Here is a 12,913-nt window from a genome sequence, read left to right as displayed (position 1 = left end):
GAGCGGCGGGGAGGCGGGGACTCGCGGTCACGTCCTCGATATCGGCAGGTCCGCGCCCGGATGGACCCGTCGGCGGCGGACTGCTGCGTTCCGTCTACCGGTCCGTCACTCGGACAACTCGGCGAGCCGGTCCTTGAGGACCCGCTCGACGCGGTCGGCGTGCACGTTCATGTTCCGCACCGACGTCGCGAGGTCGGCCGAGACCTGCGTCTTGGTCTGCCCGCCCCAGGTGGTCAGGTACCAGGTGGCCCAGCCCAGGACGTTGGGCTGCGCGGCGCGCTGGCCGCGCGCGGCGGTCGGGTCCGGGGCGCACGCGGCGGTCAGGGCGTGCGAGAGCAGCGTCTGGTCCGCCTCGTCCATGATCTGGTCGGGCGCCTCGTGCGAGTCGGGCAACAGCACCTCGGTCGCGTCCGGGCCGCCGTCGAGGGACTGCAGGTTGCGCAGCCCGTTGAGGGTGGCGACGGTCTGCGAGTTGCGCCGCAGCGTGGCCACGCTCTGCCCCATGTAGGCGGCCAGCTCGCGCTCGGAGGGCCGGCGCTGGTGCTCCGCCTGGAAGGCGGCGAGGGCCTTCTGCTGGCGGTTCTCGGTGTCGGCGGCGGTGCGGCCGTGGGCGTTGCGGCCCAGGTCGTGCACCCACTTGGACAGCTGGGTGGCGAGGAAGGCGCCGAACGGGACGCCCTTGGTCTCGTCGTACTGGCCGACCGCCTTGAGGATCCACTCGGCGACCTGCTGGCCGAGGTCGTCGGGGTCGGGCAGGTGCAGCCGGATCGTGCTCATGTTGCGCTGCAGCCGCTTGAGGCTCAGCGGCTGGTAGTGCCGGCACAGGTCCTCGAGGAAGGCCGGCGGCAGGTCGCGCGGCGCGCGCCGGCGGACCCCGGCCTCCGCGCGCAGGCCCACGGTGGTGCAGTCGCGGGCGGCGCACCAGGCGCGGATCCAGTCGGCGAGCACCTGGCCCTGGCCGCACGGGCCGTCGACCCGGTAGAGCCCCTCACCCTCGTCGTGGCTGACCGTCACGCCGTCGGGCAGGTCGGCCCGGAACGCGGCCAGCGGGAGGTCGCGGTCGACGCGGAAGTGCACCCGGTCGCGGGCGGTGATCGGGACCCGCGCGAAGCCCTCGGCCTCGGGGACGCCGCCGAAGACGAGCGGCGCGCGGGTGCCGGCGTCGGCCGGCTGGTCGGGGGTGGTCGGCACTGCGGAGGTCACCGGGTACTCCTGGTCGATCGCGGGGAAGGCGACGGCGGCGCTCAGGCGAGCGCGAGCAGGACCGGGGGGACGACGACGTCCTCGCCGGCCTGCAGCAGGAGCTCGGCGGCGGCACGCTCGGCCGCGGCGGGCTCGGCGGCGTAGACCGGCATGTGGTCGTACAGGACCGTGAACAGGTCACTGACGAAGGTGTAGGCGGCCTGCGCCTGCGGCGAGAACCGCGCGATCGCCTCGCGGGGCCCGAGCTCGACGCCGACGGTCACGCGGACGACGCGCTCGTCCTTGCCCAGGCCGGTGACCGAGAAGGCGACCGCCGGGTGCGCGGCGGCCAGCGCGGCCAGCTCGGCCAGGCAGCGCCGGGTCGACCCGCGCCGCGGCCGCAGCTGGACGTGGACGACCACGGTCTCGTCGGCCTGCTGGGTGTGTGCCGTTCCGCTGTGCTGCATCCTCATCGCCCCCTGTGTCGTGCTCGAGGGCAACTCTGGCGCATGAGCGGACGGTGACGAGCACACAACTCGCCGTGCCATACGCAATCTGTGGGGTCACCTTCGTCAGGTGTTGCCCACAGGAGGGGCCACCCAGGTCCGGCGGGTCCGCGCATCGGCGAGGATTGCCGAGGCGCGGACCCGCCGTCGGTGGCGTGTCGTCAGCGCGCCGGCACCTCCGGCGAGGCGGACCGCCCGCCGGGCGCCGAGGCCCGGGGGCCGGGGGCAGCCGGAGCGGGGGCAGCCGGGACGGCGGTGCCCGGGGCGGCGGTGCCCGGGGCGGGGGCGTCGGTGGCCTGCGGGGCGAACGCGGCGAGGGCGCCGAGCGTGTCGGCGGTGACCTGGGCGGCGAGCAGGTTGGCCTCGGCGATCTGCCGGTAGACCTCCTCGCGGTGGATGGTCACCTCGCGGGGGGCGGTGAAGCCGAGGCGGACGGTGCCGCCCCGGACCTCGACGACGTGCACCTCGATGTCGTCGCCGATGCGGATGGTCTCGCCGACGCTGCGGGTCAGTGTGAGCACGGGTACCCCTCCATGGGTGTCAGTACGGCCTCCGTGGCATGCCCGCCGGGAGCGGGCCCGGACGGCAGGTGCCGTCCCCTCCTCTTATCGGCGCAGTGGGCGCCGGATGGGATGACGGCTGTCGGGGAGCAGGACCTGGGTGGCCCGCCAGGTCGCCGGGTCCACCACGATCGGCGCGCGCAGGTTCGCCGTGGCGGCCGCCGGCCCCTCGGCCGGCACGGTCACCAGGCAGAACAGCTGGGCGCGGGCCGGGTCGTCGAGGCCCAGCTCGGCGAGCGCCGACCGCGGCAGGACCGGGTCGTAGTCCGGGAAGTACCGGGCCGGGGCGATGGCCAGGAACCGCGGACCGTCGGCGTCCAGGGACTGCAGCCAGAACAGCAGGCCGTCGCCGTCGGCCGTGACGAGCACGTAGTCCCGGAACTCGGGGAAGCCGGGCAGCGGGGTCACCAGGCCCAGCAGCGGCAGGGTGACGACGGGGGCGAGCGTCACCGGAGGAAGTCCACGAGCGAGGGCTGGATGACCTGCGCGGTCGCCTGCAGCGCCGCCTGGTAGCCGGTCTGCTGGAACTGCAGCTGCATGATCGTCTTCGGCAGGTCGACGTCCTCGACCTCGGCCAGCTGCTTGGTCAGCGCCAGCTGCCGGTCGGTGTTGACCTGCGCGGCGTTGTCGATGCGGGCGGCCCGGGCGCCGACGGTGGAGGCGGCGGTGAGCAGCCGGTCGATCGCGACGTCGAGGTCGGCGAGGTCGCCCTGCACCGAGACGCCGGCGCCGACGTCGGCGGCGATCCTCCCGACGACGGTGAACAGGTCGCCGCCGGGCGGGCCGAAGGCCTCGAGGCCCGTGGTGTCGATGCGGACCTGCTCGTCGTTGGAGATCCGCCGCTTGATCGGGACGACACCGGTGCCGTCGGCACTGCCGACGCCGACCCAGGTGCCGTCGGCCTCGTAGGCCTTGGCGCCGCTGGTGGCGCCGCCGAAGACGGGGCGGCCGTCGACGTTCTCGTTGGCCAGCCCGAGCAGGCTGTCGCGCAGCGCGGAGACCTCGGCGGCGATCGCCGTGCGGCCGGCGTCGGTCATGCCGCCGTCGTTGGCGGCCTGCACCGTCAGGTCCCGCACCCGGCGGACCTGCGCGACCATCGAGGTCAGCGCGGTGTCGGTCGTCTCCATCCAGCTCTGCGCGTCGGAGATGTTGCGCGCGTGCTGGGTGGTGGCGGCCTGGTCCTTGCGGATCTGCAGGGACCGGTTGACGGCGGTCGGCGAGTCCGACGGGCGGCTGACCACCTTGCCGGAGGTGAGCTGCTCCTGGAGCTTGCCGAGGTCGCCGAGGTTGCGGTTGAGCCCCTGCAGGGCGGTCTGCGCGATCGCCCGCTGCGTGATGCGCATGCCGGTCACCGGCCCACGAGGCCGGTGCGGCTGATCAGGGTGTCCAGCGCCTGGTCGATGGCGGTGACCATGCGGGCGGCGGCGCTGTAGGCGTGCTGGAACGACATCATGTTCGTCATCTCCTCGTCGAGGCTGACACCGGAGACCGACTCGCGGGCGGCGTCGACCTGCGCGGACACCACCGACTGGACCTCCGCGTTGCGCGCGGCGACCGAGGACTCGACGCCGAGGGCCACCACGAGCCTGCGGTAGCTCGCGTCCAGGCCGGCGGGGGCCAGGCTGAGCTGGAAGAAGGCGTCGGCGTTGTCGCCGTCGGCGGACGGCTTGCCGCCGGTGCCGGCCGGCGCGGTGCGCGCCGCGGCGACCTGCTCGGGGGTGAGCGCGCGCACGGTGAGGGTGGCCGCGGTGATCGCGGTGCCGCCGGCGCCGTCGTCGAACAGCGCCTGGCCGGGCACGCCGTCGAGGTCGTAGCCGGCGGTGTGCGCCGCGTTGAAGGTCGTCGCGACCGAGCGGGCGAACTCGTCGAGCTGGGTGCGGTAGCCCGGGACCGTCCGGGTGAGGGCGGTGAGCTGGCCCGCGGCGGTGCCGCCGGTCCGCAGCGTCGAGCCGCCGGGCTGGGTGACCAGGCGGGGCGCGTCCGTGCCGATGCCGTCGGCGGTGTCGCTGCCGGCCAGCCGGACGGCGGTGACGGTGCTGCCCGCCACCAGGCCGGTGCCGCCGATGGTCACGTCGACGACGCCGTCGGCCCGCGGCACCGCGGTGGCGCCGATGCTCTGGGACAGCTGCAGCACGAGCGCGTCGCGCCGGTCGGAGAGCTCGTTGACCGGCAGCCCCGACAGCGTCGCCTGGCGGATCGCGCCGTTGAGGTCGGCCACCGAGGTGGCGGCGGTGTTGACGTCGGAGACCAGGGCCTGCAGGCCGTCGCGGGTCTGGTCCCACTGCTGGTCCAGCGCCGCGCGGGTGGTGCGGATGCCGTCGGCGAGGACGTCGAGCCGCTCGAGCACCTGGCTGCGCGAGGCGCGCGTCAGCGGGCTGTCGGACAGCTCGGAGAAGCCGGACCAGACGTCGGAGAGCATGCTCTGCAGGCCGTGGTCGCCGGGCTCGCGGAACGCGTCCTCGACCTGGGACAGCGTGCCGGCCTCGGCGGTCAGCCGCGCGGTGGCCGAGGTCTCCAGCTGGGCGCGCGCCTCGAGGAAGGCGTCCCGCACGCGCTGCACCTTGTCGGCGCTGACGCCGCCGTCGACCGCGGTGCCGACCGAGTGGATCGCCGGGACGGCGGTGCCGCCCATGGCGGTCTGGTCCACCCGCTGGCGGGAGTAGCCGGCGGTGTTGACGTTGGCGATGTTCTGGCCGGTGACGTCGAGGCCGCGCTGGGCGGCCCACAGCGCCGTCGACGCCGTGTTCAGGCCGGAGAACGTACTCACAGGGCCCCGTCCAGGGTGACGGCACGGGAGGACCCGTACTCGGAACGGCCGGTGGCGCCGTAGGTGCCGGCCGAGGGCTGGCGCACCGACAGCAGCGCGTCACCGATCGCGGCGAGGCCGCCCTCGATGAGCTCCCGGTTGGCGTCGGACAGGCTCCGCAGGTCGGTGACCAGGACCAGCAGCGCCTCGTGGTGCTTGGCGAGCAGGTCGTTCCACGGGGCCGGCGCGGCGTCGGCCAGCTGCCGCAGCGACGGGTTGACCCCGGTGCCCAGCCGGACGGCGAGCGCCTCGGTCGCGGCCGCCCGCTCGACCTCGAGCACGCGCAGCTGGTCGAGGACCACCTCGATCTCGTGCGCGATCCGGGCCAGCCAGCGGGTCTTGCCCGACAGGATCAGGTACTGCTTCTCCTCTGCCTTGAACAGCAGCAGGTCGAGCAGCTCCTGCTCGCGCCACAGCAGCGTCGACAGGTGCTGGTAGTCCACGTCCGCCACCGCCTCCCTCGTGTCCCGGCGGGGCATCCCGCCGTCCGCGCATCGCGGTCAGACCGTCGGCAGCGGGCAAGCGGCCCTCAAGCCGAGTTCCCAGGATTGGCAGGAGTTGTGCGTCCCGGACGCCGGGGTCCCTGCCGAGGTAGGGACCGTGCCAGCAGCCCGCTCCCCGGTGACCGACCGCCCGGTCGCCCCGCGCCCCGCTCCCCCGCAGCCGTCCGCCAGCAACCGGTTCGAGGCCCTGCGGACCGACGCCGTGCGGCCCGACGCCGTGCGGCCGGAGGCCGTGCGCTCCGAGGCGGAGGTCGAGGTCATGGTGACCGAGCACCTCCCGCTGTGCTCGTTCGCGGTCAACGCGGTGGCCTCGCGGATCTCCCTGCCCGGCCACGTCAGCCGGGAGGACCTCCTGTCCTGCGCCAAGGTGGCGCTGGTCGAGGTGGCCCGCCGGTTCGACCCGTCGGCCGGTGCCACCTTCGCCACCTACGCCCTCCCCCGCCTGCAGGGCGCCGTCCTCGACGAGCTGCGCTCGGGGGACTGGGCCAGCCGCTCGGTGCGGGCGGCCGCCCGTCGCACCGACGCCGCGGCCGACGCGCTGACCATCCGGCTGGGCCGCCCGCCCACGCGGGAGGAGCTCGCCGAGAGCCTCGGCGTGCGCCGCGAGGAGCTCGAGGCACTGCAGGTCGACGTCCACCGCGCCGTCATGGTCAGCATCGACGCCGAGTCCGGCGGCGAGGGCGGCACCCTCGACCTGCCCGACCCCGGCGAGTCCCCGGAGCGGGCGGTGCTGCGCGGCGAGCGGGCGCGCTACCTGCAGGACGCCATCCGCGCGCTGCCCGACCGGCTCGACGAGGTCGTGGAGCGCAACTTCTTCGGCGGGGAGTCCCTCACCGACATCGCCGCCGACCTCGGCGTCACGCTGTCGCGCGTCTCGCAGATGCGCGCCCGCGCGCTGACCCTGCTGCACGCGGCGATGAGCGAGGTCTGGGAGGGCCAGTCGGTGCCCGCCGACGGCGGCGTGCGCGCCCGCAACCAGCAGCGGCTCTACGTCGAGCGGGTCGCCGGACGCGGCACCGCCGACCGCCCGCTGCCCGACCGGGGCCTCCTGCCCGTCCCTCCGCCGCGGCCGGCGCCGGCCAGGGCCACCACCTCCGCGACCGCCCTGCGCTACGGCGTCGCCCGCCCGGCCTGAGCCGTCGGCGGTCGAACCGCCCGGGTACGCGGCCGCGTGCCGGGGCGGTTCGGTCTCCTGGAGCCGCACGACAGAGCGCCCCGGGTCCTCCTGCGAGGAGCCGGGGCGCTCTGTCGTGGTGCCGGGACTGGCCCGCCGTGAGGTCAGCGCTGGAAGGCGAAGGGCTGCCGTTCCGCCGCCAGGGCGTTCTGCCGCAGCGTCGTCCAGTCCTGCTGCGCGAGGTCCGCGGCCAGGGAACCGGCCGGGAGCCGGCCCTCGCGCTCGGCGACGAGCGTGTCCCACCACGCGCACTCGAGGAGCCTGCGGGGGTCGACTGCCCGGGTGCGGAGCCGGACGTGCTCGGGCACGTCCTGGGGATCGACGTCGGCGACCATGGCGGCCTCGATGGCCGTGTAGTGCTCGGCTAGCAGGGTGGACCGAGCGTCGGGGAGGAGCACGACGACCGTGCCGGTCGGCTGAGTGTCCACCTCCAGGACGACCAGGTCGGGCCGGAGCTGCTGGAGGACGTGGGTCACCTTGAAGACGTCCCCGGTCCAGCCGATGGTGTGCCGGTCCCGGGCGGCCTCGGACACGTCCCGGGGCAGCATGTCGTCGAAGACGACGACGCTCGTGCGCGCGGCGTAGGCCTCCACGTAGATGTAGTCGCGGAGGGCGTACTCCGCGAGGTGCATCCCGTCGATGAACGCGAGGTCGACCGGGTCACCGCCGAAGCGGTCCGTCGGAGCGTTCTGCCGGAAGTAGTCATCACTGGTGGCCCGGACCAGCTGGACGTCCCCGTTCAGCTCCGCCGTGACGGTGAACGCCGGGTCGATGCCGATGCTCGGGACCCGGGAGAGCGCCAGGCTCTCACCGGTGTCGATCCCGATCTCCAGGTAGTTGCGGGGGCGCAGTTGCGTGTGCAGTGCGGCGAGCAGCTCGTGTCGTTGCATGCGGTTCTCCTCGTCCAGGGGTCGGGGCGACGGGACAGGTGAGGTACGGGCTGCCTCGCCGGAGGCGTGACGGCCGGTCAGGCGCCGATGCGGTCGGCGCGGGAGCGGACGTCGCGCGCCGTGCGCCAGGCCGAGAGCCACTGCTCGGCGGTGTGCTCGGTGAGGTGGCAGGCCAGGACCGCCTCGCGCGCGGCCGCGGCCTGCTCCCGGCGCCAGTCGGGGTCCTCGACGGCCCGGGTGAGGGCAGTGGCCCAGTCGCGCGGGCGCTTGGCGCGGTAGCCCAGGCCCAGCCGCTCGTACTCGGGGCTGGGCGAGCGCACGGAGAAGACGCCGCGCGCGGAGTACTCGAGCACCTTCAGCCAGCTCTTGCAGGCGTTGAAGGTGTCCAGGCGCAGCGGGGCGATGCCGACGTCGAACCGCTCGCCGAGGGTGGCCGCGTAACCGTCGACGTCCATGACCCACGGGATCTCGACCGGTGCGTCGGTCAGCCGCAGCAGCTCCTGGGCGTTGCCGGCCTGGCCGAGGACCGCCAGCCGGCTGCGCCCGGCGGTCCGGTCCAGCGCCTGCTGCATGCCGGTGCCCATCTCCTGCAGGTCGTACGGGTGGCTGCCGACGGTGCCCGCCCAGCCGACGGTGACGACGCCGGGCTCGCGCTCGTAGGCCGGGGGCAGCTCGGCGGTGCGGCGCGGGATGGCGTTGGGGACGACTGCGCCGCGTCCGCGGGGCGCGAACTGCAGGAGGTTGGGCGTGGAGCAGGTGAGGAGGTCGGCCTCGCGGGCGATGGCCTCGGCGATGCGCCCGACGCCGCGGCGCACGAGGACCTCGTGCCCCTGGTGGCCCGGCGGCAGCGCGGTGAGGTGGTCGTCGATCTCGACGACCACGGCGACCCCCTGGGCCTGCAGCAGCCGCAGGCAGTCGAGCATCTCGCGGGTCTTGGGCAGCTGGAGGACGACGACGTCGGCGCCCTGGGCGTCGACCTCGCGGACCACCATCGGGCCGTCCGGGTTCCCCGGGTCGGGGACCATCACCGTCTGCAGACCGCGCTGGACGGTCACCTCGACGTCCAGGCCGGCCTCCTGCACGGCCCGGGCCGGTTCGGCCATGCGGTGGTACAGCGAGCCGGTGAACACGGTCGTGGTCAGCAGCACCTTCATGGGAGGGCACGTCCTCACCGCGCTCCGCGGGAGCGCTGGGTCGGGGAGCCCGGCGGCGGAGCCGGCCGGGCAGCGGGACTGACGCCGGGGGCGTCCGGTCGCGGACGTCTCCCCTGGGCCGCTCCACGATCCCGGCGGCGTCCGGCCGCTGCCCCCCCGCGCCACCGGGACACGCCGCCGGGCACCCCGCCCGTCACACCCGTCCGTCGCGTCCCGGCTCCGGGCCACCCCGGCCGGGGGACGCCGTCGGAGATTTCTCGCCGGTTCGCCTCAAGGTGCGCGCCGGCCCGGCCGTAGACCCGTGTGCACGACCGCAGCACGGATGCAGCGGAAACCGAACGGCCCGATTCCAAGGAGGAACACCATGGGTCTGCGCGTCAACAACAACATCGCCGCCTTCAACGCCTACCGGAACCTGTCGACCACCGACGGGGCGATGAGCAAGTCCCTGGAGAAGCTCTCCAGCGGCCTGCGCATCAACCGGGCGGCCGACGACGCGGCCGGTCTGGCCATCTCCGAGGGCCTGCGCTCGCAGATCGGTGGCCTCAAGGTCGCCGTCCGCAACGCCCAGGACGGCATCTCCGTCGTCCAGACCGCTGAGGGCGCTCTCACCGAGACGCACTCGATCCTGCAGCGCATGCGCGACCTCGCGGTGCAGGCGGCCAACGACGGTGCCCTCAGCGACACCGACAAGGCCAAGGCCGACGCCGAGTTCTCGGCGCTGAAGGACGAGCTGGACGACATCGCCAGCAAGACCACCTTCAACGGCACCAACCTGCTCAGCGGCTCCTACTCGTCCAAGGCCTTCCAGGTCGGGTCGAACGCCGGCGAGACGCTCTCCGTGAGCATCTCGAGCATGCAGGCCTCGTCGCTCGGCGCCTCCGGCTCCATCGCGACGGCGTCGGGTGCCTCGGCCGCGATCAGCGCCATCGGCACCGCCATCGGCAAGGTCTCCGAGCAGCGCGCCGCTCTCGGTGCCGTGCAGAACCGCCTCGAGCACAAGATCAACAACCTGAACGCCACCGTCGAGAACCTGACCGCGTCGGAGAGCCGCATCCGCGACACCGACATGGCCCAGGAGATGGTGTCCTTCACCCGGTCGCAGATCCTGTCGCAGGCCGGCACCGCGATGCTGGCCCAGGCCAACCAGAGTTCGCAGGGCGTCCTGCAGCTGCTGGGCTGACCCGGCTCGTAGCACCCAGCACGGCAGCGCACAGCACCACCCGGTGAGGGGGGAGGCCACGGCCTCCCCCCTCACTGCACACCCGGGGGCCGTCACACCCGCCCCACCCGACCCCGCCCCCTGGAGGCGCAGCGATGGCCAGCCTGAGCGTCGACGGCCTCATCTCGGGCCTGGACACCACGAGCCTGATCTCCCAGCTCGTCGCCGCCGAGGGGACCGTCCAGAGCCAGCTCAAGACCCGGCTGAGCGAGACGAAGGACGCCGCCGCGGCCTACCGCTCGATCAACACGAAGATCGACGCGCTCCGCTCGGCCGCGGAGACCCTGGGCAAGGACGCCACCTGGACCGCCGCCAAGGCGAGCAGCTCGAGCACCGCGGTCGCCGTCGCCGTCACCGGCACGCCGCAGACCGGCTCGGTCACCTTCACCGTGAAGAGCGTCGCCGCCGCGCACGCCGTCGTGGGCACCGCGGCGCACTCGTCGGCCACCACCGGCGGCGTGTACTCCGACCTCACAGTCACCGACGCCGACGGCGTCCCCACGGGGACCATCGCGGTGGGCACCGGCTCGCTCGCCGACACCGCGGCGGCCATCAACAAGAGCAGCTACGGCCTCAACGCCACCGTCCTGCAGGTCTCCCCCGGCCAGTACAAGCTCCAGGTCAGCGCGAAGAGCACCGGCTCGGCCGGCGAGTTCTCGCTCGGCGCCCGCTTCACCGAGCTCCGCCAGGGCACCGACGCGGCCATCACCCTGGGCGACGCCGGCTCCGCGATCGACATCACCTCGAGCACGAACACCTTCACCGGCGTCATCCCCGGCGGGACGCTGACGGTCAGCGCGGCGAGCACCGCCCCCGTCACCGTCGACGTCCAGTCCGACCCCGACGCCGTCGCGGCCAAGGTGCAGGCCTTCGTCGACGCCGCCAACGCCGCGCTCACCGAGATCGCGAAGGAGTCGGCCAACGGCGCGGAGTCCACCGCCAGCCTGCGCGGCGACAGCAACCTGCGCCGGCTCACCGACCAGGTCCTGACCGCGGTGTCCGACGTCGTCGCGGGCCTGGGCTCCCCCGGCACCTTCGGCGTCCAGCTCACCCGCGACGGCAAGGTCTCCTTCACCAAGGACACCTTCCTGACCAAGTTGCAGGCCGACCCCGCCAAGGTGCGGGAGGTGTTCACGGGCGTCTCCGCCGACGGTGGCCCCGACGGCGTCGCCACCCGGCTGCAGGTGCTGGCCAAGCAGGTGACGGACTCCACCACCGGCACGCTGTCGCTGCTGGCCAAGGGCCGCGACGACCTCGCCGACGACCTCAAGGGCCGCATCGCCGACTGGGACCTGCGCCTGGCCGCCCGCAAGACGGCCCTGACCAAGCAGTTCACCGCCATGGAGACCGCGCTGAACTCCCTGAAGAACCAGTCCTCCTGGCTCTCCGGTCAGCTGGCCTCGCTGCCCTCGTCCTCCTGATCCGCCCGCTCCCCCCGACCCCGATCCAGGAGCTCCGATGACTGCCGCCTCCCTCCGCTCCCGCTACCTCGGCGACGCCGTGAGCACCGCCTCGCCGCAGCAGGTGCTGGTGATGCTCTACGACCGCCTGGCGCTCGACCTCGAGCGCGCGCAGGCCGCGCTGGCCGCGGGCCGGCGCAGCGACGCCCGTGAGCAGGTCCGCCACGCCCAGGAGATCGTCTTCGAGCTGCTGGGCAGCCTGCGGGTCGACGCCTGGGAGGGCGGCCCCCGCCTCGCCGCGCTCTACAACTGGCTGATCGCCGAGCTCAACCAGGCGATGGTCAAGCAGGACAGCGGCCGGATCGCCTCATGCCTCAAGGTCGTCGAGCCGCTGCGCGACGCCTGGCGGCAGGCCGCCCTGAGCCTGGCGGCCGGCACCGCGGCGGGCACCGCATGACCGCGGCGCACTCCGCGGACGAGCAGCGCCGCGCGGAGTGGACCAGCGTCCTCGAGGAGATGGAGGTCGAGGTCCTCGACGCCGAGCGGTCGATCCGCGGCAACCGCGCCGAGGAGATCGCCGCCTGGGGCCGGCGCATGGAGGACTGGACGCCGCCCACGGTGCTCGGCGCACTCCCGATGGACCTCCGCGAGCGGGCCGCGCGACTGCTGCAGCACCAGCTCGCCGTCGCCGAGGAGCTCGTCGAGCGGATCACCCAGTCGCAGCGCCAGCGCGACGTCGCCGCGCGCATGGCCTACCGGCCGCGCCCGGTGGCCGCCTTCATCGACCGGGCGCTCTGACCGACACCGCACCCCACCCCGTCTGGCACATCTCGACAACACCGCGACCCGGCCGGGTCCGCCTCCGGGCGGGCCCGGCCGTCGTCGTCCCCTCCTCCGGAGGGCCACGAGCGCGCTGCTGACGACTCGTGTGGCGCCAGGGTCTCCACCCGTTCCGCCCGCCTCGTCCTCGCCGTCCGTCACACCCGTCACCGCCGTCACGGCGAGTGGTCAAGGTCTGACGGAACGCTGCCGATGTCGGCCCTGCACGGACAGCACAGCCCTCGCCACGGATCGGCGGCCCCTCCCCTGCGCTCGCGCGCGGGGGTCCCCGACGTACCCGGAGGCCAGTCGTGCCCTGCCGTCCTGCCCGCCGGCGGTCCGCCCGATGCTGATCAGCGACGCCACGATGACGACGCTGCACGCGGCGCTGACCGGCCTGGCCCAGCGCCAGCGGGTGACCGCGGACAACATCGCCAACGTCCAGACCCCGGGCTTCCTCGCCGGCCGGACCGACTTCGAGTCCTCGCTGCGCACCGAGCTGCGGCAGGGGCGGACGCCGGCGGTCTCCGGCGGCTCGATCGCCCGCTCGCTGGAGCCCACCCGCGAGGACGGCAACAACGTGAACCTCGACAGCGAGACGGTCATCGCCACCGAGACCGGTCTGCGCTACCAGTTCGCCCTCACCGCGCTCGACGGCAAGTACGGCGGTCTGCGCACGGCCCTCAGGACGTCCTGA

At 74.1% G+C, this 12,913-nt stretch carries 15 protein-coding genes; 6 read left to right on the top strand and 9 right to left on the bottom strand.

All coding sequences use genetic code 11. The annotated features are described in order from the left end of the window. Positions 1–105 precede the first annotated feature (105 nt). From HLV61_RS18650 to HLV61_RS18620, 7 genes are all read right to left on the bottom strand, one after another. The gene (locus HLV61_RS18650) at positions 106–1,203 is read right to left on the bottom strand and encodes a flagellar biosynthesis protein FliA (protein WP_369258086.1); all 1,098 of its coding nucleotides are present in this window, start codon (positions 1,201–1,203) and stop codon (positions 106–108) included. A 41-nt stretch (positions 1,204–1,244) separates the two neighbouring features. After that, on the bottom strand, positions 1,245–1,655 hold the full coding sequence (locus HLV61_RS18645) for a hypothetical protein (RefSeq protein ID WP_369258084.1): 411 nt from the start codon (positions 1,653–1,655) through the stop codon (positions 1,245–1,247). Between the two features lie 194 nt (positions 1,656–1,849). Beyond that, positions 1,850–2,209 carry a carbon storage regulator CsrA gene (gene csrA, locus HLV61_RS23220; protein ID WP_440285064.1) on the bottom strand — a complete coding sequence of 120 codons (360 nt, stop codon included), beginning with the start codon at positions 2,207–2,209 and terminating at the stop codon, positions 1,850–1,852. A gap of 84 nt (positions 2,210–2,293) precedes the next feature. After that, complete coding sequence (gene fliW / locus HLV61_RS18635) at positions 2,294–2,698, bottom strand: flagellar assembly protein FliW (protein ID WP_369258082.1); 405 nt, start codon at positions 2,696–2,698, stop codon at positions 2,294–2,296. Next, a complete protein-coding gene (flgL, locus tag HLV61_RS18630) occupies positions 2,695–3,591 on the bottom strand; it encodes a flagellar hook-associated protein FlgL (RefSeq protein ID WP_369258080.1) in 897 nt (298 codons plus the stop codon). Before flgL ends, fliW begins: the two co-directional genes overlap by 4 nt. A gap of 5 nt (positions 3,592–3,596) precedes the next feature. Further along, a complete protein-coding gene (gene flgK / locus HLV61_RS18625; protein WP_369258078.1) occupies positions 3,597–5,015 on the bottom strand; it encodes a flagellar hook-associated protein FlgK in 1,419 nt (472 codons plus the stop codon). Then, positions 5,012–5,506: a flagellar protein FlgN gene (locus HLV61_RS18620; RefSeq protein ID WP_369258076.1), complete on the bottom strand. Its 495-nt coding sequence runs from the start codon at positions 5,504–5,506 to the stop codon at positions 5,012–5,014. Before HLV61_RS18620 ends, flgK begins: the two co-directional genes overlap by 4 nt. 148 nt (positions 5,507–5,654) lie before the next feature. On the opposite strand from HLV61_RS18620, the gene HLV61_RS18615 reads away from it, so the two are divergent. Beyond that, positions 5,655–6,692, top strand: coding sequence for a sigma-70 family RNA polymerase sigma factor (locus HLV61_RS18615; protein WP_369258074.1), 1,038 nt, complete (start codon positions 5,655–5,657; stop codon positions 6,690–6,692). Between the two features lie 143 nt (positions 6,693–6,835). Here HLV61_RS18615 and HLV61_RS18610 read toward each other — a convergent pair whose 3' ends face one another. Then, on the bottom strand, positions 6,836–7,621 hold the full coding sequence (locus HLV61_RS18610; RefSeq protein ID WP_369258072.1) for a class I SAM-dependent methyltransferase: 786 nt from the start codon (positions 7,619–7,621) through the stop codon (positions 6,836–6,838). Between the two features lie 77 nt (positions 7,622–7,698). Next, positions 7,699–8,775 (bottom strand): glycosyltransferase family protein, encoded by a 1,077-nt coding sequence (locus HLV61_RS18605; RefSeq protein ID WP_369258071.1) that lies wholly within the window; start codon positions 8,773–8,775, stop codon positions 7,699–7,701. Positions 8,776–9,139: 364 nt separating this feature from the next. Between HLV61_RS18605 and HLV61_RS18600 the strand changes: the two genes are divergently transcribed. The 5 genes from HLV61_RS18600 (at position 9,140) to flgB (ending at position 12,913) form a co-directional block, all read left to right on the top strand. Further along, on the top strand, positions 9,140–9,958 hold the full coding sequence (locus HLV61_RS18600; protein WP_142457611.1) for a flagellin N-terminal helical domain-containing protein: 819 nt from the start codon (positions 9,140–9,142) through the stop codon (positions 9,956–9,958). A gap of 134 nt (positions 9,959–10,092) precedes the next feature. Continuing rightward, a complete protein-coding gene (gene fliD / locus HLV61_RS18595; protein ID WP_369258069.1) occupies positions 10,093–11,418 on the top strand; it encodes a flagellar filament capping protein FliD in 1,326 nt (441 codons plus the stop codon). A 37-nt stretch (positions 11,419–11,455) separates the two neighbouring features. After that, a complete protein-coding gene (gene fliS, locus HLV61_RS18590; RefSeq protein ID WP_369258067.1) occupies positions 11,456–11,854 on the top strand; it encodes a flagellar export chaperone FliS in 399 nt (132 codons plus the stop codon). Then, positions 11,851–12,195: a hypothetical protein gene (locus HLV61_RS18585; protein WP_369258065.1), complete on the top strand. Its 345-nt coding sequence runs from the start codon at positions 11,851–11,853 to the stop codon at positions 12,193–12,195. Before fliS ends, HLV61_RS18585 begins: the two co-directional genes overlap by 4 nt. Positions 12,196–12,562: 367 nt before the next feature. Then, complete coding sequence (gene flgB, locus HLV61_RS18580; RefSeq protein ID WP_369258063.1) at positions 12,563–12,913, top strand: flagellar basal body rod protein FlgB; 351 nt, start codon at positions 12,563–12,565, stop codon at positions 12,911–12,913.

This window comes from Geodermatophilus amargosae (genome assembly GCF_041028265.1).
GTDB lineage: Bacteria > Actinomycetota > Actinomycetes > Mycobacteriales > Geodermatophilaceae > Geodermatophilus > Geodermatophilus amargosae_A.
Note: the sequence above shows the minus strand (reverse complement) of the source record. Positions and strands in the feature narration are given on the sequence as shown.